The sequence below is a fragment of the Mycolicibacterium arseniciresistens genome, from assembly GCF_030519285.1.
In the GTDB taxonomy this organism is placed as follows: Bacteria; Actinomycetota; Actinomycetes; order Mycobacteriales; family Mycobacteriaceae; genus Mycobacterium; species Mycobacterium arseniciresistens.
This window is the reverse complement of the sequence record NZ_JAUMSQ010000017.1, coordinates 1-20,650: the sequence shown is the minus strand read 5'-3', so window position 1 is coordinate 20,650 and position 20,650 is coordinate 1. Positions and strand designations below refer to the sequence as shown.

20 protein-coding genes are annotated in these 20,650 nt (G+C 69.8%); 7 read left to right on the top strand and 13 right to left on the bottom strand.

Going from position 1 to position 20,650, the window contains the following annotated elements:
* Positions 1 to 22: 22 nt before the first annotated feature.
* Both Q2100_RS04270 and Q2100_RS04265 read left to right on the top strand, forming a co-directional pair.
* A complete protein-coding gene (locus Q2100_RS04270) occupies positions 23 to 1,108 on the top strand; it encodes an NAD(P)-dependent alcohol dehydrogenase (protein ID WP_302912953.1) in 1,086 nt (361 codons plus the stop codon).
* A 44-nt stretch (positions 1,109 to 1,152) separates the two neighbouring features.
* The gene (locus Q2100_RS04265; protein WP_302912952.1) at positions 1,153 to 2,115 is read left to right on the top strand and encodes an alpha/beta fold hydrolase; all 963 of its coding nucleotides are present in this window, start codon (positions 1,153 to 1,155) and stop codon (positions 2,113 to 2,115) included.
* Here Q2100_RS04265 and Q2100_RS04260 read toward each other — a convergent pair.
* Complete coding sequence (locus Q2100_RS04260; RefSeq protein ID WP_302912951.1) at positions 2,112 to 3,476, bottom strand: flavin monoamine oxidase family protein; 1,365 nt, start codon at positions 3,474 to 3,476, stop codon at positions 2,112 to 2,114. The genes Q2100_RS04265 and Q2100_RS04260 overlap by 4 nt on opposite strands.
* A 28-nt stretch (positions 3,477 to 3,504) precedes the next feature.
* Between Q2100_RS04260 and Q2100_RS04255 the strand changes: the two genes are divergently transcribed.
* The 3 genes from Q2100_RS04255 (at position 3,505) to Q2100_RS04245 (ending at position 6,735) form a co-directional block, all read left to right on the top strand.
* Positions 3,505 to 4,488, top strand: a complete 984-nt coding sequence (locus tag Q2100_RS04255) for an LLM class F420-dependent oxidoreductase (protein ID WP_302912990.1) — start codon at positions 3,505 to 3,507, stop codon at positions 4,486 to 4,488.
* A 43-nt stretch (positions 4,489 to 4,531) separates the two neighbouring features.
* A complete protein-coding gene (locus Q2100_RS04250) occupies positions 4,532 to 6,022 on the top strand; it encodes a flavin-containing monooxygenase (protein WP_302912950.1) in 1,491 nt (496 codons plus the stop codon).
* 362 nt (positions 6,023 to 6,384) lie between these two features.
* A complete protein-coding gene (locus tag Q2100_RS04245) occupies positions 6,385 to 6,735 on the top strand; it encodes a helix-turn-helix domain-containing protein (protein ID WP_302912949.1) in 351 nt (116 codons plus the stop codon).
* Here the strand turns inward: Q2100_RS04245 and Q2100_RS04240 are convergent.
* Positions 6,732 to 7,844 carry an Rv3169 family protein gene (locus tag Q2100_RS04240; RefSeq protein ID WP_264015827.1) on the bottom strand — a complete coding sequence of 371 codons (1,113 nt, stop codon included), beginning with the start codon at positions 7,842 to 7,844 and terminating at the stop codon, positions 6,732 to 6,734. The genes Q2100_RS04245 and Q2100_RS04240 overlap by 4 nt on opposite strands.
* The gene (locus Q2100_RS04235) at positions 7,844 to 8,980 is read right to left on the bottom strand and encodes a phosphotransferase family protein (protein WP_302912948.1); all 1,137 of its coding nucleotides are present in this window, start codon (positions 8,978 to 8,980) and stop codon (positions 7,844 to 7,846) included. Before Q2100_RS04235 ends, Q2100_RS04240 begins: the two co-directional genes overlap by 1 nt.
* 43 nt (positions 8,981 to 9,023) lie before the next feature.
* On the opposite strand from Q2100_RS04235, the gene Q2100_RS04230 reads away from it, so the two are divergent.
* Positions 9,024 to 9,626, top strand: a complete 603-nt coding sequence (locus Q2100_RS04230) for a TetR/AcrR family transcriptional regulator (protein ID WP_302912947.1) — start codon at positions 9,024 to 9,026, stop codon at positions 9,624 to 9,626.
* Positions 9,627 to 9,630: 4 nt separating this feature from the next.
* Complete coding sequence (locus Q2100_RS04225) at positions 9,631 to 10,320, top strand: PIG-L deacetylase family protein (RefSeq protein ID WP_302912946.1); 690 nt, start codon at positions 9,631 to 9,633, stop codon at positions 10,318 to 10,320.
* A 3-nt stretch (positions 10,321 to 10,323) separates the two neighbouring features.
* Here Q2100_RS04225 and Q2100_RS04220 read toward each other — a convergent pair whose 3' ends face one another.
* The 10 genes from Q2100_RS04220 to Q2100_RS04175 all read right to left on the bottom strand — a co-directional run.
* Positions 10,324 to 11,103, bottom strand: a complete 780-nt coding sequence (locus tag Q2100_RS04220; protein ID WP_302912945.1) for an SDR family NAD(P)-dependent oxidoreductase — start codon at positions 11,101 to 11,103, stop codon at positions 10,324 to 10,326.
* A 28-nt stretch (positions 11,104 to 11,131) separates the two neighbouring features.
* The gene (locus tag Q2100_RS04215; protein ID WP_302912944.1) at positions 11,132 to 11,914 is read right to left on the bottom strand and encodes an enoyl-CoA hydratase; all 783 of its coding nucleotides are present in this window, start codon (positions 11,912 to 11,914) and stop codon (positions 11,132 to 11,134) included.
* A 12-nt stretch (positions 11,915 to 11,926) separates the two neighbouring features.
* Positions 11,927 to 13,492 carry an NADH-quinone oxidoreductase subunit NuoN gene (gene nuoN, locus Q2100_RS04210; protein ID WP_302912943.1) on the bottom strand — a complete coding sequence of 522 codons (1,566 nt, stop codon included), beginning with the start codon at positions 13,490 to 13,492 and terminating at the stop codon, positions 11,927 to 11,929.
* A gap of 1 nt (position 13,493) precedes the next feature.
* Positions 13,494 to 15,074: an NADH-quinone oxidoreductase subunit M gene (locus Q2100_RS04205; RefSeq protein WP_302912942.1), complete on the bottom strand. Its 1,581-nt coding sequence runs from the start codon at positions 15,072 to 15,074 to the stop codon at positions 13,494 to 13,496.
* Positions 15,068 to 16,948: an NADH-quinone oxidoreductase subunit L gene (gene nuoL / locus Q2100_RS04200; RefSeq protein ID WP_302912941.1), complete on the bottom strand. Its 1,881-nt coding sequence runs from the start codon at positions 16,946 to 16,948 to the stop codon at positions 15,068 to 15,070. Before nuoL ends, Q2100_RS04205 begins: the two co-directional genes overlap by 7 nt.
* Positions 16,949 to 16,954: 6 nt before the next feature.
* Positions 16,955 to 17,254: an NADH-quinone oxidoreductase subunit NuoK gene (gene nuoK / locus Q2100_RS04195; RefSeq protein WP_264015819.1), complete on the bottom strand. Its 300-nt coding sequence runs from the start codon at positions 17,252 to 17,254 to the stop codon at positions 16,955 to 16,957.
* The gene (locus tag Q2100_RS04190) at positions 17,251 to 18,045 is read right to left on the bottom strand and encodes an NADH-quinone oxidoreductase subunit J (RefSeq protein ID WP_302912989.1); all 795 of its coding nucleotides are present in this window, start codon (positions 18,043 to 18,045) and stop codon (positions 17,251 to 17,253) included. The genes nuoK and Q2100_RS04190 overlap by 4 nt, the downstream gene beginning before the upstream one ends.
* An 11-nt stretch (positions 18,046 to 18,056) precedes the next feature.
* A complete protein-coding gene (gene nuoI / locus Q2100_RS04185; protein ID WP_264015818.1) occupies positions 18,057 to 18,581 on the bottom strand; it encodes an NADH-quinone oxidoreductase subunit NuoI in 525 nt (174 codons plus the stop codon).
* Positions 18,574 to 19,830, bottom strand: a complete 1,257-nt coding sequence (nuoH, locus tag Q2100_RS04180) for an NADH-quinone oxidoreductase subunit NuoH (protein ID WP_302912940.1) — start codon at positions 19,828 to 19,830, stop codon at positions 18,574 to 18,576. The genes nuoI and nuoH overlap by 8 nt, the downstream gene beginning before the upstream one ends.
* Positions 19,830 to 20,650, bottom strand: an 821-nt coding sequence (locus tag Q2100_RS04175) for a molybdopterin dinucleotide binding domain-containing protein (RefSeq protein ID WP_302912939.1), incomplete at its 5' end; no start/stop codon positions are given. The genes nuoH and Q2100_RS04175, both read right to left, overlap by 1 nt.

The window sequence follows — 20,650 nt, the reverse complement described above, 5'->3', positions numbered from 1 at the left end:
GTTGAACATTTAACCTTCCCGGGTGATCGATGCCCGTGCCGCGGTGCTGCTCGACGCCGGGGCCGACCCGGAGCTGACCGGCATCCGGATCCGCCCGCCCGCCCGGGACGAGGTGCTGGTGCGCATCGACGCGGTCGGCATCTGCCACACCGACATCAGTGTGGCGGCCCGCTGGCCGCAGCGGCGGATGCCGATGGTCTTCGGCCACGAGGGGGCTGGCACCGTCCAGGCGGCCGGCCCCTCCGCCGGTGTGGCCGTCGGCCGGCGGGTGGTGCTGACCTTCGCCAGCTGCGGTGAGTGCCCGAACTGCGTCGAGGGGCGTCCGGCGTACTGCAGGCGTTCCACCGACCTCAACATGCGCGGGGCGCGCGACGCGCTGCACCTGGGCGACGAGGCGATCACCGGCGGCTTCTTCGGCCAGTCCAGCCTGGCCACCTACGCACTGGCCTCCGCCCGCAACACCGTGCCGATCGATGACGACCTGGACCCCGCGCTGGCTGCCCCGCTCGGCTGCAGCGTGCAGACCGGCGTGGGCACCGTGCTGAACACGATCGCGCCGCAGCGCGGCGACACCCTCGTGGTCTACGGCGTCGGCGCGGTCGGGTTGTCGGCGGTGATGGGCGCCCGAATCGCCGGTTGTGGGGTCATCGTCGCGGTCGACCCGGTGCCCGAGCGCCGCGCCCTCGCCGCGGAGTTGGGCGCGACCGCCACCGTCGACCCCACCTCCGCGGACGCCACCGCCGAGATCTTCGAGCTCACCGGCGGCGGTGCGCACGCCGCGATCGACACCACCGCGATCCCCGACGTTCTGGCCGGGGCGCTGACGGCGCTGCGGGCACGCGGAACGCTCGCGATCGTGGGCCTCGGCGCGCCGACCGCGTCCCTGCCCGTCGGGCTGATCATGGGCGGCGGCCTGACCGTGCGCGGCGTCGTCGAGGGCGACAGCGAGCCGCACACGTTCATCCCTCGGCTGGCCGGCCTGGTCCGCAGCGGCGAGCTACCGCTGGAGAAGGTGGTGACGCGGTACCGGTTCGACGACTTCGGCGACGGCTGGTCCGCGGCGAAATCCGGCCGGGTCGTCAAACCGGTTCTGGTCACCGGGAGTTAATCTGGCAGTCCCGGCAGCGTTGCCGGCGGCGATCGGAGCGAATCATGGGACCGCGTGACCGCAGAGGCAGTGGCGGATTCGCCGCCGCGAGATCGCTCCCGACCGGCCGCATCGTGCCGGTCCGGTCGATCGACGGGGTCCGCATCCACACCGAGGTGTTCGGCCCGGACGACGCGCCGCCGATCGTGCTGGCCCACGGCATCACCTGCGCCATCCGGGTGTGGGCGTACCAGATCGCCGACCTGGCCCGCGACTACCGGGTGATCGCCTTCGACCACCGCGGTCACGGCCGCAGCGGGGTGCCCGCGCGGCGGGGCAACTACAGCCTGGACTACCTGGCCGCCGATCTCGACGCCGTCCTCGCCGCCACCGTGTCCGCCGACGAGCGGGCCGTCGTCGCCGGCCACTCGATGGGCGGCATCGCGATCACGTCATGGGCGGAGCGGTATCCGCAGCGGGTGACGCAACGCGTCCGCGGCGCCGCGCTGATCAACACCACGACCGGCGACCTGCTGCGCGACGTGAAGTTCCTGCCGGTGCCGGAGCGGTTGTCGGCCGCACGGGTGCGCGCCGGTGGCACGCTGCTCAAGACGTTCGGTGCGGTCCCGGCGCTGCGGGCCGCCGAACGGTCGAGCCGCCGCTTCGTCTCGACGCTCGCGGTCGGGCGGGACGCCGACCCGTCGGTCGCCGACTTCGTCTACGAACTGTTCGTGAACACCCCGCCGGCCGGCCGGGGCGGCTGGGCCCGCATCCTGGTCGACGCGATGGGCAGGGATCACATCGGCCTGCAGAACCTGACCGTGCCGACCCTGGTGATCGGCAGCGAGAAGGACCGGCTGCTGCCGATCACGTCGTCGCGGCGGATCGCCGAAAACGCCCCCAACCTCGCGGCCTTCGTCGAACTGAGCGGCGGCCACTGCGCGATCCTCGAGCGCCCCGAAGAGGTCAACCGCCACCTGCGCGAGCTCTTGGAGTCCTCGGCGGCCGACCGCCGCGCCACCTCCTAGCCGAGGGCGGCGTGCACCTCGGCCGCCGCGCGCAGTCCCGACCGCACCGCGCCGTCGAGGAAACCCGTCCACTCGTCGGCGGTCTCGGTGCCCGCCCAGTGGATCGGCCCGACCGGCTGGCGCAGCGCAGGACCATAGGTGGTCCACGACCCCGACGGCACGGCCGCGGTCGGCCCGCCGGGCGCGAACTCCTCGGCGCCCCAACAGTGGTCGACGTAGTCGATCGGCGACAGTGCCGGGTCGCCGAAGAGCGCCGCGAAGCCGCCGAGCGCCTCGTCGCGGCGGACCTGCGGCGGCAGCGCATCGAACGTCCGCGCATCGGTGAAGCCGAGCAGGATGCCGGGGCCGTCCGCGTCGGGCCCGTCGCCCGGACTGACATCGAAGGTGATGAACACCGGGCCCTCGTCGGACAGCGCCTCGCCCGAGCAGCCGCCGGCCCGCCAGAACGGCGTCTCGTAGGCGGCGTAGGCCTTGCTCAGCCGGCCCTGCGGCCAGTGCGCGGCCAGCTCGCGCAAGCCGTCGGGCAGGGCCGGCTCGAAGGTGATGGCGTCCCGGTGGGCGGGCGCGACGGCGACGACGACCGCCTTCGCCGTCGTCGAGGTGCCGGACGCGCCGTGCACGGTGACCGTGCCGTCGTCGTGGCGTTCGATGCGCTGCACCGGCGTGCTCAGCACGACGCGGGCACCCAGCTGTTCGGCCATCCGCAGCGCGATCTCCTGCGTCCCACCCGGGAAGCGGTCCTGTTGTGCGCCGCCCTCCACGTCGAGCATCCGCCCGATCCCGCCCGCGGCCTTGACGTAGCGCACGGCGTGCAGCATCGACACCGCGTCGGGCTCGCAGCCCCACGTCACGCGCGCCATGATCGCCATCAGGTCGCGGGTCGACGCGCTGGCGTGCACCGAACGCAGCCAGCTCTCGAGGGTCTGCTCGTCGAGGCGGTGCGCCGCGGGCGACGCCCACGGCTCGGCCACCTTCACCTGCCGGCACAGCCGTTCGAACCGCCACTGGATCCGCGACACGTCGACCAGTTCGATGATCGACAGCCGCGGGACGGTGCTGCGGTAGGACCGGACCTTGCCGCGCCAGCGGATGAGGTTCTTGCCGCGGCTGTGGGTCCGCACGGTGGGGCAGCCCAGCTCCGCTGCCAGGGCGGTGACCGCGTCCTGGGTGGGGCCGACGAACGTCGCGCCCAGGTCGATCGGGGTCCCGGCGATGGTGGTTGTGAGCGACCGGCCGCCGACGCGGTCGCGGCCCTCCAGCACCACCACCTCCCGGCCGAGCCGGATCAGCTCGCGGGCGGCCGACAATCCGGCGAATCCCGCGCCCACCACGACGACATCTGCCTCGGCTGGCATGGTCATCCGACTAGGCTCTCACGCCGTGGAAGTCATGACGGCGTTGTTCGGCCCGACGGACGCGATCGACCGGGCGCATGCACTGCGCGAGGCCGGGGCGGCGGGCGTGTTCACCTTCGAGGGGCCGCACGACGTGTTCGCGCCGCTGACGCTCGCCTCGACGGTCGGCGGCCTGCAGCTGATGACCAACGTGGCGATCGCGTTTCCGCGCAACCCGATCCACCTCGCGCACCAGGCCATCGATCACCAGTTGCTCAGCGAGGGCCGGTTCACGCTGGGATTGGGCACCCAGATCCGCACCCAGATCGAGAAGCGGTTCGGCGCCGACTTCGACCGTCCGGTGGCCAGGATGACCGAACTGGTCGCGGCGCTGCGGGCGATCTTCCAGACGTGGTCGACGGGGGAGCGGCTGGACTTCCGCGGCGAGTTCTACCGGCACACGCTGATGACGCCGACGTTCACCCCGCGCGCGAATCCCTATGGTCCACCGCCCATCTACGTCGGTGCCCTGGGCCCGCGGCTGACCAGGGCCACCGCCGAGGTCGCCGACGGCCTGCTGGTGATGCCGTTCGGATCGAGGCGGTACCTCGAGGAGGCCACGCTGCCGGCCGTGCGTGAGGGCCTGTCAGCCGCGGGCCGCAAACTCGACGAGTTCGCCGTGGTGCCCGAGGTCATCGTGTCGGTCCTCGGCGACGACAACCCCGACCACGCCGCCGCCCGCAGACTGCTGGCGTTCTACGGGTCGACCCCGGCGTACCGCCCGGTGCTCGAGGTGCACGGCTGGGGCGATCTGCAGCCGGACCTGCATGCGCTGTCCAAGCAGGGCCGCTGGCAGGAGATGGGAACGTTGATCGACGACGAGGTGCTGCACACGATCGCCGCGTGCGGCACGCCGGCCGAGGTGGCCGCACACATCCGCGACCGGGTGGCCGGGGTGTCCGACCGGATCTGTCTCTACCAGCCGGGACCCATCGAGATCGAGGCGTTGGCCCGGATAGTCGACGAGCTCAAGGGCTGAGTCCTATCGTGGTACCCGAGCGGACCAAGGGAGGTTCATCGGGATGGCACATGCGGCCGAATACTCCGACGTCATCATCATCGGGGCGGGTATATCCGGGATCGGCGCGGCCTACCGGATCCACGAGAAGAACCCCCAGCTGACGTATACGTTGCTGGAGCGACGGGCGCGCATCGGCGGCACCTGGGACCTGTTCCGCTATCCCGGCATCCGGTCCGACAGCGACATCTTCACCCTGAGCTTCCCCTACGAGCCGTGGCGACGGCCCGAGAATGTCGCCGAGGGCGCCGACATCCGCGACTACCTGACCGATGCGGCGCGCAACAACGGCATCGACCGGCACATCCGGTTCAACACGCACGTCCGCTCGGCCGACTGGGACTCCAGCACCGACACCTGGACGGTCACCGCGGTGCACGAGGGGCCCGACGGGAGCGAGGAGAAGCAGTACCGGGGCCGCTTCCTGTTCTGCGGCACCGGTTACTACAACTACGACGAGCCCTATGCCCCCGAGTTCCCCGGTGTCGAGCAGTTCGGCGGCGAGGTGGTGCACCCGCAGTTCTGGCCGGAGAATCTCGACTACTCCGGCAAGCGGGTGGTGGTGATCGGCAGTGGCGCCACCGCGATCAGCCTGATTCCGGCGCTGGCCAAGGAGGCCGCGCATGTCACCATGTTGCAGCGCTCGCCGACGTACATGATGTCGATGGCGCGCATCGACCCGATGGTGGACTTCATCCGGAAGTTGTTGCCGCCGAAGTTGGCCCACCCGGTGGTCCGGCTGCGCAACGCGGTGTTCCACGTGCTCACGTACTTCATGTTCCGTAAGGCGCCGAAGTTCGGCCGGAAGTTGATCAGGAACCGGACGATGGCGGCGCTGCCGCCGGACTACGAGGTCGACGTCCACTTCAATCCCCGCTACAACCCGTGGGACCAACGGATGTGCCTGGTGCTCGACCACGACCTGTTCGAGCACATCAGCGACGGGCGGGCCGAGGTGGTGACCGACCACATCGATCACATCGATGCCACCGGTATCGCCCTGAAGTCCGGCGGCCACCTCGACGCCGACATCATCGTCACCGCAACGGGACTGCAGCTGCAGGCGCTCGGTGGCATCAAGGTCAGCATCGACGGCAGCGAGATCAAACCCACCGACCGCTTCGTCTACAAGGAGTACCTGCTCGAGGACGTGCCGAACATGGCGTGGTGCATCGGCTACACCAACGCATCGTGGACGCTGCGTGCCGACATGACCGCCAAGGCGGTGGCAAAGCTGCTGGCCTACATGGACTCTCACGGCTACACCCACGCATATCCGCATCTGGGTGAGGCGCCGATGAAGGAGAAGCCGACGTTCGACCTGCAGGCCGGTTACATCCAGCGGGCCCCGCACGCGTTGCCGCGCTCGGGCACCAGGCGGCCGTGGCACGTCCGGCACAACTACTTCCTCGACGTCATCGACCACCGCTTCGACCGCATCGAGGAGTCGATGGTGTTCGGCAAGGTGCCCGCGCCGGTCACCCAGACCGCCTGAGCGCGCTCGGCGGGTGGTGTGTGCACTTGCGTGCGTCACCTTTTGTTGACGGGCGCGGGTCGTTGGGGTGCGTCGGTGCGGCGCGCTCGGCGGATGGTGTGTGCACTTGCGTGCGTCACCTTTTGTTGACGGGCGCGGGTCGTTGGGGTGCGTCGGTGCGGCGCGCTCGGCGGATGGTGTGTGCACTTGCGTGCGTCACCTTTTGTTGACGGGCGCGGGTCGTTGGGGTGCGTCGGTGCGGCGCGCTCGGCGGATGGTGTGTGCACTTGCGTGCGTCACCTTTTGTTGACGGGCGCGGGTTGTTGGGGTGCGTCGGTGCGGCGCGCTCCGCACCTGTCGGTGCTCCTCCGCATACTGCGCCCATGGCACCCGACGGAAGCGGCATGCCGGAGCCGCCCGGTCCGCCCCCACCGCGGCAACCATGGTGGGCCAACCACCCTGACCTCGAGGAGATGCGCCGCCGCACCCTCGAGGAACTCGAATGCGGAGCACGCGACCCCCGGCCTGCTGTCGACGAACCCGACCCGGTCATCACCGAGATCATGTCGGGCGAATGCCGACGCGGACTCCATTCAGCTCGCGACAACCTCGACCGCGCGCGGGAGAACTACGACGCGGCGATCCGTGCGGCACGCACCGCCGGCTACTCCTGGGGCGACATCGCCCGCATCCTCGGTGTATCGAAGCAGTCGCTGCACCGCCGCTTCCGCTAGGGCGCCAGGGTCAGCCAGTCCGCGAAGCCGGACGGGTCGTGGCGGCCGAGTGCCCCGTGCTCGAACAGGCCCCACCCTTCGACGGTCTGACCGCCGACACTGCAGCTCGCCCGCCCGACGTGGTCGATGACGCCGAACATCGCCCGCCCCGACACCGACGGGTCGGTCATGTCGTAGGTCAGCCGCTCGGTGAACTTGTCGCCCTTCCACATTCCGTGGATCCAGTCCGAGTCGCCGCCGTAGCCGCCGCCGATGTGGATGGGCACCGCCAGCTTCGACTCCACCTCCAGCACCACGGGTGCACCGTCGGGGGTGGTGGCCTCGATCGTCGCGCCGTAGGGGATCCGGGTCCCCGACGTGTAGTGGATCTTCACCCGCGGCCAGCCCAGCTGCTCGACCCTGCCGTCGCGCCAGATTCGGGTGCAGTCGTTGAGCGACCGGAAGCCGGTCGGCTCCTCCTGGATGATCAGCACGATCGCGAAGTCCTCGAACGCCATCGGCACGTACAGCCACCACATGCCCTCGAACGGCGGATCGGCCGGCCGGCCTGCCGGTTCGGCCTCGCCGATGGGCCGGATACCCCATGACCGGTCCCGTGTCCCGATCCAGCGGGCGGGATCGACGGCGATCTCCTCACCGTCGACGACGAGGTGCCCGCTCCACGTCCCCACCTGCGCGAACCGTTGCGCGTCGAGGGTCACCCGGTGGCCGGTGCGCAGCAGGTGCCGCTGCTCCTGCACGACGGGGAACAGGCCCTCCCAGGTCAGGTCGGCCGCGATGCCCTCGGTCTCGTCGAGCACGATCCGCAGCCGCTGCAGCGGTTCGTCGACCTCCACCCGGTAGCCGCCGACGTGCTGGTGCAGCCGGTCCTGGTCTACGCCGTCGGACAGGTGCACCGCGGTCTGCGTGTCGCCCCGCCTGACCAGCATGAAAGCGTCCTTCACACCGAGATTCGGGTAGTACCCGATCCCGGTGATGACGAAGATGTCGCCGGTGCGGTCATGGGCGTTGAAGTAGGACCGGTCGTAGAAGTTGCGGTCCGACGACCCCGGCCAGGCGATCGGCTGCGGGATCTGGTGAACGGGGAACTCGTCCATGGGTCCGAGCATCAGGCGTCGTCTCCGATCAGTCGGCGCAGCAAGGCGCCGTGGTAGAACAGCGATTCCACGTCCTGGGGCGCCTCGATCTCGCCGAAGCGCACCCGCCGCGCACTGGTCCGCATGAAGACGCACGCCCAGATCACGGCCGAGTACACGTAGAACCACTGCAGGTCGCCGACGGGGACGCCGGTCAGTTCGGTGTAGGTGGCCTTGACGTCGGCCTCGCGCATGAAGTCCGGCATGCCCGGTAACCCGGCGAGGCCGGTGAGCTCCTGGAACACCATGTGCGCGAAGATCATCCACGCGAGATCCATCTCCCGCGGGCCGAGAGTGGCCATCTCCCAGTCCAGGACGGCGACGGGCCGGAAATCCTCGTAGAGGACGTTGCCGATCCGCGCATCACCCCACACCAGCACCGGGTCCGCGTCGGCGACCTCGGCGGGCCAGTGTTCCTCCAGCCACGCCAGCGCCCGCTCGATCAGCTCGGAGCGGCCGATGTCGGGAACGGCGAACGCGTACCACGACGTCAGCCAATCGAGATTGCGTCGCAACGCATTCCGCTGCGGCGCCTTCTCGGCCAGGAAGCCGAAGGTCTGTTCCGGCTGTGGCACGGCGTGCAGCTTGGCCAGCACCTCGACGGTGCGGTCCTGCAGTTCGCGCTGCTTCTCGGCAGGCGCATCGTAGAACCAGTTCCCGCCGAACGTGTAGGGCATCACGTCGGGCGGCACGATGCCCTCGACATGGTCCATCAGGAAGAACGGGGTGCCCAGCACCGATCCCGTCGGCTCCAGCCAGCGCACCTGCGGCACCGGGATGTCGGTCGACTCGCCGACCAGCCGGATCACCTCGAACTGGTGGTCCAGCCGGTAGGAGTCGAAGACCGGCACGTCCTCCGCCGACGGCGCGACCCGGGCGACGAACCGCTCCTCGACGGGAGCACCGTCGACGTCCCGGCGCACGGTGAGCACGATTGTCTCCGAGGACATCCCGTTCGCATCGATGCCGCTCTCGACGGTGACCTGGGGCGCAACCCCGCCGGGCAGCACTGTGGCCAGCCACTGGGACAGCACATCGGGCAGCGTGCTGGTGTCGCGGCCGGAGCGCTGCAGACGGCCGACGTCTTCGACAGCCGGTTCTGTGGGCATGAGACCCTTCCTTTGCCGCAATTACGATACGGTGGGTAGCGTTATGAAAGCAGACCCTGTTTCGCTTGACAAGACCCCCGGCGCCGGTCGGCCCCGGGATCCGCGCATTGACGCTGCCATACTGCGCGCGACCGCGGATCTGCTTGTGGAAATCGGCTATTCGAACCTGACGATGGCGGCGGTGGCGCAGCGGGCCGGCACCACCAAGACCGCGCTCTACCGCCGGTGGTCCAGCAAGGCCGAACTGGTGCACGAGGCGGCGTTCCCCGCGGCGCCGACCGCGCTGACGGCGCCAGCGGGCGACATCGCCGCCGACGTGCGCGCGATGATCGAAGCCACCCGCGACGTGTTCACCACTCCGGTGGTGCGGGCGGCGCTGCCCGGCCTGATCGCCGACATGTCCGCTGACGCCGAACTGAACGCCAGGGTGATGGGCCGATTCGCCGGCGTGTTCGCCGCGGTGCACACCCGGCTCGCCGACGCGGTGCGCCGCGGCGAGGTGCACGAGGACGTCGATCCCGACCGGCTCGTCGAGATCATCGGTGGCGCCACCATGCTCCGGCTGCTGCTCGTGCCGGGTCACACGCTCGACGACACCTGGGTCGACCAGACCACGGCCATCGTGGCGCGCGGCGTGGTGGCATAGGGCGGTGACGCCCGCGAAGGCCCTGCAGCCGTTCCCCGACGACTGGCACACGGCGCTGGTCCTCGTCCCGCACCCCGACGACCCCGAGTACGGCATCGGCGCCGCGGTGGCGAAATGGACCGCCGCGGGCCGCACGGTGCGCTATGCGCTGGCGTGCCGCGGCGAAGCCGGTATCGCGGGGACGGCGCCCGAACAGGCGGGCCCGATCCGGGAGGGCGAACAGCGCCGCTCCGCGGCGGTCGTCGGGGTCGACAAGGTCGAGTTCTGGTCATTCCCCGACAGCGACATCCGCGACACCCCCGCCCTGCGCGCCGCGATCGCCGGCTGCGTCACGGCCGCTGCCCCCGACGTCGTCGTCACCATCTACAGCGGGCCGGAAGGGGAGCCCGGCGCCCTGAATCAGCGCGACCACATCGAATTCGCCCGGGCGGTCGCGGCGGTCTACGACACGCTCACCGACCCGCCGCGGTGGCTGTTCGAGAACGGTCCCGACGGCACCCACGGCGAGACGGTCGACGATCACATCGACGCGGCCGTCGCGTCGTTGGCCGCCCACCACACGTATCTGTCGGTTCTCGACCCGGACACCCCGGTGATCGAGCAGGCCCGCCGTCAGGTCGAGATGGCGACGCAGCCACGGGCGGAGTTCGGCAACCGGCGCACCGTCGAGTTCATCCTGACGCGGCAACGCTGACGACTAGCTCGGCAGCAGCTTCTCTTTCGGACCGAGGTACATCCCGCCGTTGACGTCGAGCGTCTGGCCCGTCACCCAGCGGCTGTCGGGGGACGCGAAGAACGCGACGGCGTCGGCGATCTCCTCGGCCTTGCCGATCCGGTCGAGCGCCGTGATGTTCGTGAATCCCCGCTGCGCGTCGGCACTGTCGTGCAGCCACGAGTTCATGTCGGTGTCGGTGACGCCCGGCGCCACGTTGTTCACCGTGATGCCACGCTCCCCAAGGGTGTTGGCGAGTGAGCGGCCGAGGACGTTCAGCGCGCCCTTCGTCATCGAGTACACGATCTGCGGTGTCGCGAACCAGGTGACGCCCGACGAGACGTTGATGATGCGGCCGCCGTCGCGCAGCAGCGGCAGGGCTCGCTGGGTGATGAAGAACGGCGACCGCACGTTGATGGCGAACTCGCGCTCGAACTGCTCGGGCGTCGCCTTCTCGATGGTGGCGTCCGCGGTGGCGATGGCGGCGTTGTTGACGAGGATGTCGAGAGGACGACCGTCGAGTCCGTGTTCGAGTGCGGCGAAAAGGGTCTCGACGTCGTTGTCGACGCCGAGTTCCGCTCGGACGGCGAATGCCTCGCCGCCGGCGGCGCGGATGGCGTCGACGGTCTCCGCGGCCGCGGCGTCGTTGCTGCCGTAATGCACGGCGACGACGGCCCCGTCGGCGGCCAGTCGGCGCGCGATCGCGCGTCCGATCCCTCGCGAGGCGCCGGTCACCAGTGCGGTCTTGCCGGAAAGTGTGGTCATGCGCGCCACAACCGCGACCGGCGGCGGGCTATTCCCCGGCGATCTGCCCCTTGTTGCGCGCGCTCACCCGGCTGAACCGCTCACCGAGGTCCGCGAAGTCCCGGGTCTGCGCCGCCGCGATCTCCTGCTCGGCCGCCAGCGCGGGGGAGAGGACGGGCTCCTGGCCGCGCGCATAGATCTCCTTCAACCCGGCCATCGTCGGCGCCGGTACCTCGGCGATCTGGTGCGCCAATTCGAGGGCCCGTTCGACGAGGCGGTCGTGCGCGACGACCTCGGTGACCAGGCCGATCCGTTCGGCGCGGGCGGCGTCGACCACCTCACCGGTCATCGACAGCCGGCGCGCCATCGCCGACCCGACGACGTGGGGCAATCGCGCGGTCATCCCTCCGCCGGGCAGGATGCCGACCCGGGCATGGGTGTCGGCGAACACCGCCCGCTCCGAGGCGATCAGGAAGTCACAGCCCAGCGCCATCTCCAGGCCGCCGGTGAAGACCGCGCCGTTGACGGCCCCGATGATCGGTGTCCGCATCCGGCCGGTGGCATTGATGCAGCTGTGCTCACGGAACTCCTCGAAGTAGGCCGTGCCGAGCTGCTGAGCCTCCTTGAGGTCGACCCCGGCGCAGAACGCCGGATCGGCGCCGGTCAGCACCACCGCGCGCACCGAGGCATCGGCGTCGGCATCGGTCAGCGCTGTATAGAGCTCGCGAATCAGGCTCCGGCTCAACGCGTTCCGCGCCTGCGGCCGGTTCATCGTGATCAGCCGCACCGCACCCTGGTCGAGGATCAGCACGAGCGCGTCGAGGTCGGTCATGGCCCGATCATCTCAGCGCAGGAACTGGTCGGCGTTGTCGGCCAGATCGAGCAGCGGCTGCGGCAGCGCGCCGAGCGCCAGCGTGACAGCGGCGGCGACCGTCACCGCGGCCGTCGTCAGGCCACTCGGCACCACCACCTCCGGCGCGTCGTCGGGGGGTTCGGTGAAGAACATCAGCACGATCACCCGCACGTAGAAGTACGCGGCGATGGCGCTGGCGACCACACCGACGATCACCAGCGGGATCGCGCCACCTTCGCCCGCCGCCTTGAACACCGCGAACTTGCTGACGAAGCCACTGGTGAGCGGAATGCCGGCGAACGCGAGCAGGAACAGCGAGAACACCACTCCGACAAGCGGATACCGCCGGCCCAGCCCGGCCCAGCGGGCCATCGCCGTCTCCTCCTCGCCATTGGCGTCGCGGACCAGGCTCACCACGGCGAAGGCGCCCAGCGTGCTGAATCCGTAGGCGAACAGGTAGAACAGCGTGGAGGACAGCCCCGCCTGGTTCTCGGCGATCACGCCGGTCAGGATGAAGCCCGAATGCGCGACGGCCGAGTAGGCCAGCATGCGTTTGACGTCGGTCTGGGTGACGGCGGTGACCGTGCCGATCACCATGGTGAGGATGGCGATCGCCCACAGCACCGGCCGCCAATCGTCGCGCAGTTCGGGCAGCGCGACGTAGAAGATGCGCAGCATCGCCCCGAACGCGGCGATCTTGGTGGCCGCCGCCATGAACGCGGTCACCGGGGTCGGCGCGCCCTGGTACACGTCGGGGATCCACGAGTGGAACGGCACCGCACCGACCTTGAACAACACACCGACCAGCAGCAGGCCGGTGCCGATCAGCGCGAGCGTGATCGGTCGCCCGGTCCCGGCGGAGACGACGGTGGCGATGCCGCGCAGGTCCAGAGTGCCGGCGTAGCCGTACAGCATGGCCGCGCCGTAGAGGAAGAACGCCGAGGAGAAGGCGCCCAGCAGAAAGTACTTCAACGCCGCTTCCTGCGACAGCTGCCGCCGCCGTCGCGCCAGGCCGCACAGCAGGTACAGCGGCAGTGACAGCACCTCCAGCGCGATGAACATGGTGAGCAGGTCGTCGGCGGCCGGGAACAGCAGCATGCCACCGACGGCGAACATGGTCAGCGGGAAGACCTCGGTCTGGATCACCCCCGCCTTGGTGGCCAACTGCTCGGCGACGCTTCCGGTGATCGCCGACGCCTGCGGCGTGAAGGAGTCGAGTCCGCCTGCAGTGTCGCCGGTTTCGCTGCGGGCGGGAATCTGACGCTCGGCGATGAGCAGGACGCCCAGCACGGCGACCAGCAGCACGGTGCCCTGCAGGAACAGCGCGGGGGCGTCCACCACGACGGCGCCCATCACCGCCCGGCTCTCGGTGTGCCTGCGCGCCAGCACCACCACCGCGACGAGCGCAGCGACGAGGGCGCCGAGGGCCAGTGCGACCTGGGCTCCGTAGCGGCTGCGCCGGGGCAGGAACGCCTCCAGGAGAACTCCGAGCACGGCCGCGGCGAGCACGATCAGCATCGGCGACAGCAGGCCGTACTCGACGCTCGGCGTGGGCATGTCAGCGGCCCCCTTCGGCTTCGGTCGACACGGCGACGCTCGGAGCCGGATCGCGCTGGTCGATCGTGGTCAGCGTGTGCTCGACCGCCGGATTGATCACGTCCAGCGCCGGTTTCGGGTAGACGCCGAGGATCAGTAGCAGGGCGATCAGCGGGACGACCACGACGAGTTCGCGGGGCACCAGGTCGCGGATCCGGTGGGCGCCGTCGGCCAGGTCGTCGGGAACCGGGCCGGTCATCATCCGCTGGTACATCCACAGGATGTACACCGCCGACAGCACCAGCGCGGTCGCGGCGATCACCGCCAGCACCGGGTACCGCGTGAATGTGCCGATCAGCACCAGGAATTCGCTGATGAACGGGGCCAGGCCGGGCAGCGACAGCGTCGCCAGTCCGGCCACCAGGAAGGTGCCCGCCAGTACCGGCGCCACCTTCTGCACACCGCCGTAGGCGTCGATCATGCGGGAACCGCGCCGCGACACCAGGAATCCCGCGATGAGGAACAGCGCCGCGGTCGAGATGCCGTGGTTCACCATGTACAGCGTGGACCCCGACTGACCCTGGCTCGTCATCACGAAGATGCCGAGGATGATGAAGCCGAAGTGGGAGATCGAGGTGTAGGCGATCAACCGCATGACGTCGGTCTGCCCGATCGCGAGGATCGCGCCGTAGACGATGCCGATCACCGCCAGGGTGATCACCACGGGCCGGAACAGTGTCGAGGCGTCCGGGAACAGCTGCAGGCAGTAGCGCAGCATCCCGAAGGTGCCGACCTTGTCCATCACGGCCATCATCAGCACCGCGCTGGCCGGCGTGGCCTCCACTGCCGCGTCGGGCAACCAGCGGTGGAACGGCCACAGTGGCGCCTTGACGGCGAACGCGAACATGAACCCGAGGAACAGCAGGTTCAACACGGCCGCGCTGGGGGCGAACTCACCGGACGACACCGCGGCGACGATGGCCCGGAAGTCGAAGGTGCCCGCGTCGAAGGCGGAGCTGCCCGCCGTCGCCACGTAGAGGCCGATCACCGCGGCCAGCATGATCAGCCCGCCGAACAGGTTGTACAGCAGGAACCTCACCGCCGCCCCGGACCGGTTCTCGCCGCCGAAGCCGCCGATCAGGAAGTACATCGGGATGAGCATCGCCTCGAAGAACACGTAGAACAGCAGCACGTCCAGCGCGACCAGAGACATCATGACCATGCCCTCGACGGCCAGGGTCAGCGCGAGGTAGGTGTGCACCGAGCGACGTTGCCCGCCTGCGTCGTTCCAGCCGGCGACGATCAGCAGCGGTACCAGCACCGCGGTCAGCACCACCAGTGCCAGCGCGATGCCGTCGACGCCCAGGATGTATCCGGTGCCGAACGACGGGATCCAGCGCCGGGATTCGACGAACTGGTACTGCGCTCCTGCCGGGTCGAAGCGGACCGCGATCGTCGCGGTCAACACCAGCACGGCCACCGCGACGGCCAGCGCCACCCACTTGGCCGCCGTCCGCCGGGTCGCGGGTACCAGCATGACCGCGCCGGCGCCCAGGATCGGCGCCGCCCACAACACGCTCAGCCACGGAAAGGCGCTCACCACACCCGCACCGCCATGATCATGCCGACCACCAGGGCAGCGCCGGCGAGCATCGACAGCGCGTACGACCGGGCGAAGCCGGTCTGCCACTGCCGCAACGCATCCGATGTCCGACTCACCACCGCAGCCAGTCCGGTGGCGGCACCGTCGACGCCCCTGTCGTCGACGTCGACCATCGCCCGGGTCACCACCTGTCCGCCCCGCATGAACACCGCCTCGTTCACGGCGTCGCCGTAGAGGTCACGCCGGGCCGCCCCGGTGAGTGCCGATCCGGCAGGCGGTTCGGCGGGCACCGGCCGGGTGCCGTAGGCGCGGACGGCCACCGCAATACCGACCGCCACCACGCCGAGGATGATCGTGGTGACCACCCACACCGGTGCCACGTGATGGATTTCGTGGCTGCCGACGACGGGCTCGAGCCAGTGCTCGAGTGTCCCGCCGATCGCGAACAGCGCGCCCGAGCCCACCGAACCGACCGCGAGCAGGATCATCGGCCACGTCATCACTTTCGGCGCCTCGTGCGGATGGACGTGGTCCGCCCACCGGCGTTCACCGAAGAACGTCATGAGCATCACCCGGGTCATGTAGAACGCGGTGATGCCTGCGCCGAGGATCGCCGTGCCGCCGAGGATGATGCCCTTGGCGCCACCCGCGCCGAGCGCGGCCTCGATGATGCCGTCCTTCGAGAAGAATCCGGCCAGCGGCGGTATCCCGATGATGGCCAGGTATCCCAGTCCGAACGTCGCGAAGGTGATCGGCAACGCGGTGCGCAACCCGCCGTAGCGGCGCATGTCCACCTCGTCGTCCATGGCGTGCATCACCGAACCGGCGCCCAGGAACAGCCCCGCCTTGAAGAAGCCGTGGGTGAGCAGGTGCATGATCGCGAACGCGTATCCGGCGGGACCGAGTCCGGCGGCCAGCACCATGTAGCCGATCTGGCTCATCGTCGACGCGGCGAGCGCCTTCTTGATGTCGTCCTTCGCGCAGCCGATGATCGCGCCGAAGAGCAGGGTGACCGCGCCGACGATCACCACGCCGAGTTGCGCGGTGGGAGCGAGGTCGAAGATCGGCCCGGACCGCACGATCAGGTACACGCCCGCGGTGACCATGGTGGCGGCGTGGATCAGCGCCGACACCGGGGTGGGGCCCTCCATGGCGTCACCGAGCCACGACTGAAGCGGCACCTGCGCGGACTTGCCGCACGCGCCGAGCAGGAGCATCAGCCCGACGGCGGTGAGCATGCCGTCACCGAGCTGTTCGGCGCCGGCGAAGACCGTCGCGAACGAGACCGACCCGACGGTGGCGAACATGATCATCAGCGCGATCGCGAGGCCCATGTCGCCGACCCGGTTGACCACGAACGCCTTCTTTGCCGCGGCGGCCGCCGACGGCTTGTGCGACCAGAATCCGATGAGCAGGTAGGACGCCAGACCGACGCCCTCCCAGCCCATGTAGAGCCCGAGGTAGTTGTCGGCGAGCACCAGCAGCAGCATGGCGGCCAGGAAGAGGTTGAGGTACGCGAAGAACCTTCTGCGACCGACGTCGCCTTTCATGTAGCCGACGGAGTAGACGTGGATCAACGAGCCGACCCCGGTGATCAGCAGCACGAAGCACATCGACAGCTGGTCGAGTTGCAGTCCGAAGTCGACCTGCAGACCTGCGACGGGCACCCAGGAGTACAGCGTCTCGACCACCGCGCGGTCCTCGGCCTCGCGGCCGAGCATGCCCGCGAAGAGCACCGCGCCGACGGCGAAGGACGCGATCGCCGCCGCGCAACCCAGCAGGTGGCCCCACCGGTCGGTGCGACGGCCGGCGAGCAACAGGACCGCGGCGCCCGCCAACGGGAGGGCGATGAGCAGCCATACCGGAAGTGTCATGCGCGCCTAGTGTTTCAGCAGACTGGCGTCGTCGACCGAGGCCGAGCGGCGGGAGCGGAAGATGGTCATGATGATCGCGAGGCCGATCACCACCTCGCAGGCCGCGACCACCATGGTGAAGAACGCCACCACCTGTCCGTCGAGGTGGCCGTGCATCCGGGAGAACGCGACGAACGCCAGGTTCGCCGCGTTGAGCATCAGTTCCACACACATGAACATGATGATCGCGTTGCGGCGCAGCAGTACTCCCGCGGCGCCGATCGTGAACAGCAGCGCCGACAGGTACAGGTAGTTGTCGGGGTTCATCGACGACCGTTCCTGCCGTTGGCGTGGCCGTTCCTGCCGTTGCCGTCGACCGGTGCGACGTCCATCGTGGGCACGGGCCGCCGCTGCAGGGTCGCGCTGACCGACGATTCGGAGGCCGAGCCGTCCGGCAGCCGGCCCGGCATGTCGACGGCGTTGTGCCGGGCGTACACACCGGGATTGGGCATCGGCGTCGCGTGCCCGCCGGCCTGGAAGCGCTCGATGGCCAGTTCGCGTTGGGTCTTCCGGTGCTCGAAGCGCTCGCGGTGGGCCAGCACCATGGCGCCCAGCGCCGCGGTGATGAGCAGCGCCCCGGTCAGTTCGAAGGCCCACAGGTAGCGGGTGAAGATCAGGGCGGCCAGCCCCTCGACATTGCCGCCCGCGTTGGCCTCGGCCAGTCCGGTGAACCCGGTGGTCGACACGCTGCCGATGCCGGCGATGAGCAGTATGCCGAATCCGGCGCCGACCGCGATCGCCGTGACCCGTTGCCCGCGAAGTGTTTCCGTCAGCGACTCGGACAGGTCGACGCCGATCAGCATCAGCACGAACAGGAACAGCATCATCACCGCACCGGTGTAGACGACCACCTGCACGACACCGAGGAACAGCGCGTCCTGGGCGATGTAGAGCATGGCCAGCACGATCATCGTGCCGGCCAGGGACACCGCGGAGTACACGGCTTTCGGTGCGGCCACCACCCCGACCGCGCCGATGACCGCGATGGTGCCGAGCACCCAGAACATGACGGCCTCGGTGGTGGTGGTGCGGGTGGCGCCCTCGGCGGCGAGCAGCATCACGGCATCGGTCACGTGGTGATCTCCGGGACGGGGGCGATCCGACCGAGGTAGTAGTCGTCGTCGCATGCGCCGGGAGCCATGGCGTGCGGCGGCGGCGTCATCCCGGCCTGCATCGGCGCCAGCAGCTTGTCCTTGCCCCAGATCAGATCGGCGCGGTTGTCGTCGGCCATCTCGTACTCGTTGGTCATCGTCAGCGCCCGGGTGGGGCACGCCTCGATGCACAGACCGCAGCCGATGCAGCGCAGGTAGTTGATCTGGTACACCCGGCCGTATCGCTCGCCCGGCGAGAACCGTTCGGCCTCGGTGTTGTCCGCGCCCTCCACGTAGATCGCGTCGGCCGGGCAGGCCCATGCGCACAATTCGCAGCCGATGCACTTCTCGAGACCGTCGGCGTACCGGTTGAGCTGGTGGCGGCCGTGGTACCGCGGGGCGACCGGACCGGGTTTCTCCGGATACTCCTCGGTGATCGGCTTCTTGAACATCGTGGTGAAGGTGACGGCGAATCCGGCGACGGCGTCCCAGAGCTTAGGCATCGGTCTTCTCCTTGGGGGTGGACTCGGCCGTCGCTGCGGCATGTTCGTGTGGCAACGGCGGCACCGGGAAGGAATCCGGGCCCGCGACCGGGTCGGCGATGAATCGTTGGGTGCCGGGGCGCTGCGCCCGCCACAGGGTCCTGGCGAGCAGCAGGGTGGCGACCGTGCCGCCGATGAGCAGGGCGGTCGCCCACACTCCTTCGCCGTGCACGCGCAGGCTGTGCGCCGTGGCCACGACCATGATCCAGGCCAGCGACACCGGGATGAGCACCTTCCAGCCGATGGCCATGAACTGGTCGTAGCGCAGCCGCGGCAGGGTGCCGCGCAGCCAGATGTAGAGGAACAGGAACGCCCACACCTTGGCGGTGAACCAGAGCAGCGGCCACCAGCCGGTATTGGCGCCGTCCCAGATGCTGATCGGCCACGGTGCGTGCCAGCCGCCGAGGAACATCGTGGTGGCCAGGGCGGAGACCGTCGTCATGTTGACGTACTCGGCGAGCATGAACATCGCGAACTTCAGCGACGAGTACTCGGTGTGAAACCCGCCGACCAGTTCGCCCTCGGCCTCGGGCAGGTCGAACGGCGCCCGGTTCGTCTCGCCGACCATCGACGTGACATAGACGAGAAACGAAGGCAGCAGCAGGAACACGAACCACGTGCGGTCCTGCGCGGCCACGATGCCGGAGGTGGACATGGTGCCCGCGTAGAGGAACACCGCCGCGAACGACAGCGCCATCGCGATCTCGTAGGACACCACCTGGGCGCTCGACCGCAGTCCGCCCAGCAGTGGGTAGGTCGATCCGGATGCCCAGCCGGCCAGCACGATCCCGTACACGCCGATCGAGGTGACGGCGAGGATGTAGAGCACCGCGACGGCCAGGTCGGTCAGCTGCAGGGCGGTGCGGTGGCCGAACACCGACACCGCGCCGCCCATCGGGATCACCGCGAAGGCCAGGAACGCCGGCACCGTCGCGATCACCGGGGCGAGCAGATAGATCGGCTTGTCCACCCCCGCCGGGGTGAGGCCCTCCTTGAGCGCCAGCTTGATGCCGTCGGCCAGCGACTGCAGCAGGCCCTTCGGCCCGACGCGGTTGGGCCCGAAGCGCATCTGCATGCGGCCGAGCACCTTGCGTTCGATGAGGATCGCCGCCAGCACCGTCAGCAGTAAGAAGACGAAGACACCGACCGCCTTGGCGAGGATCAGCCACCACGGGTCGTGGCCGAACAGGGTCGGGTCGGGGTGGATCATCAGGTGGCCCGGCCGATCGTCACCACGGCGCCCGCGCCGGCCCCGAGTCGCTGGTGCAGCGCGGCGCCGGGGGAGTTCGTCGGCAGCCACACCACCCGGTCGTCCATGTCGGTGACGGCCAGCGGCAGGACGACGTCACCGCGTTCGGTGCCGACGCGCACGGGATCGCCCTCGGCACACCCGATTTCGGCGGCGGTCCCGGCCGACATCCGGACCACGGCTGGGCGTGCGGTGCCGGCCAGGTGCGGCTCCCCGTCCTGCAGACGACCGGCGTCGAGCAGCATGCGCCAGCTCGCCAGCACCGCCTGGCCTGCCTCCGGTGCGGGGGAGGCCGGCGCGGCCTCGTCCGGACCGGCCGGCCGCGCGCCGGCCCACAGGCCGAGCTCCGCCATCTCGGCCGCGGCCGCCTCCGGCGTGGGCAGTCCGAGGTCCACACCCATTTCGTCGGCGAGGATGTGCAGCACCCTGCGGTCGGCGTTCGCGTTGGTCTGCAGCGCGGCGGGGAACGGACGCTGCCGGCCCTCCCAGTTGACGAACGAACCCGACTTCTCCACGACAGGGGCCACGGGGAACACCACGTCGGCGATCGCGGTGACCGCGCTCTCGCGCAGCTCCAGGCTCACCACGAACGGTGCGGCGCGTAAAGCCGCCATGGCGGCGTCCGGATCGGGCAGGTCGGCGATGTCGAGGCCGCCGACGAGGACGGCGCCCACATCGCCCGAACCCGCCGCGTCGAGGATCGCCGCCGTGTCGCGTCCGGTGGCGGCGGGCAGTGCGGAGATGTTCCATGCCGCCGCCGTCTGCGCCCGCGCCTGCGGGT

Bases quoted from the DNA above. Each gene is read 5' to 3' on its own strand.
- Q2100_RS04265 (WP_302912952.1), top strand. From the start codon at position 1,153: ATGGGACCGCGTGACCGCAGAGGCAGTGGCGGATTCGCCGCCGCGAGA.
- Q2100_RS04260 (WP_302912951.1), bottom strand. From the start codon at position 3,476: ATGACCATGCCAGCCGAGGCAGATGTCGTCGTGGTGGGCGCGGGATTC.
- Q2100_RS04255 (WP_302912990.1), top strand. From the start codon at position 3,505: ATGACGGCGTTGTTCGGCCCGACGGACGCGATCGACCGGGCGCATGCA.
- Q2100_RS04250 (WP_302912950.1), top strand. From the start codon at position 4,532: ATGGCACATGCGGCCGAATACTCCGACGTCATCATCATCGGGGCGGGT.
- Q2100_RS04245 (WP_302912949.1), top strand. From the start codon at position 6,385: ATGGCACCCGACGGAAGCGGCATGCCGGAGCCGCCCGGTCCGCCCCCA.
- Q2100_RS04240 (WP_264015827.1), bottom strand. From the start codon at position 7,844: ATGCTCGGACCCATGGACGAGTTCCCCGTTCACCAGATCCCGCAGCCG.
- Q2100_RS04235 (WP_302912948.1), bottom strand. From the start codon at position 8,980: ATGCCCACAGAACCGGCTGTCGAAGACGTCGGCCGTCTGCAGCGCTCC.
- Q2100_RS04230 (WP_302912947.1), top strand. From the start codon at position 9,024: ATGAAAGCAGACCCTGTTTCGCTTGACAAGACCCCCGGCGCCGGTCGG.
- Q2100_RS04220 (WP_302912945.1), bottom strand. From the start codon at position 11,103: ATGACCACACTTTCCGGCAAGACCGCACTGGTGACCGGCGCCTCGCGA.
- Q2100_RS04215 (WP_302912944.1), bottom strand. From the start codon at position 11,914: ATGACCGACCTCGACGCGCTCGTGCTGATCCTCGACCAGGGTGCGGTG.
- nuoN (WP_302912943.1), bottom strand. From the start codon at position 13,492: ATGCCCACGCCGAGCGTCGAGTACGGCCTGCTGTCGCCGATGCTGATC.
- nuoL (WP_302912941.1), bottom strand. From the start codon at position 16,948: ATGACACTTCCGGTATGGCTGCTCATCGCCCTCCCGTTGGCGGGCGCC.
- nuoK (WP_264015819.1), bottom strand. From the start codon at position 17,254: ATGAACCCCGACAACTACCTGTACCTGTCGGCGCTGCTGTTCACGATC.
- Q2100_RS04190 (WP_302912989.1), bottom strand. From the start codon at position 18,045: ATGCTGCTCGCCGCCGAGGGCGCCACCCGCACCACCACCACCGAGGCC.
- nuoI (WP_264015818.1), bottom strand. From the start codon at position 18,581: ATGCCTAAGCTCTGGGACGCCGTCGCCGGATTCGCCGTCACCTTCACC.
- nuoH (WP_302912940.1), bottom strand. From the start codon at position 19,830: ATGATCCACCCCGACCCGACCCTGTTCGGCCACGACCCGTGGTGGCTG.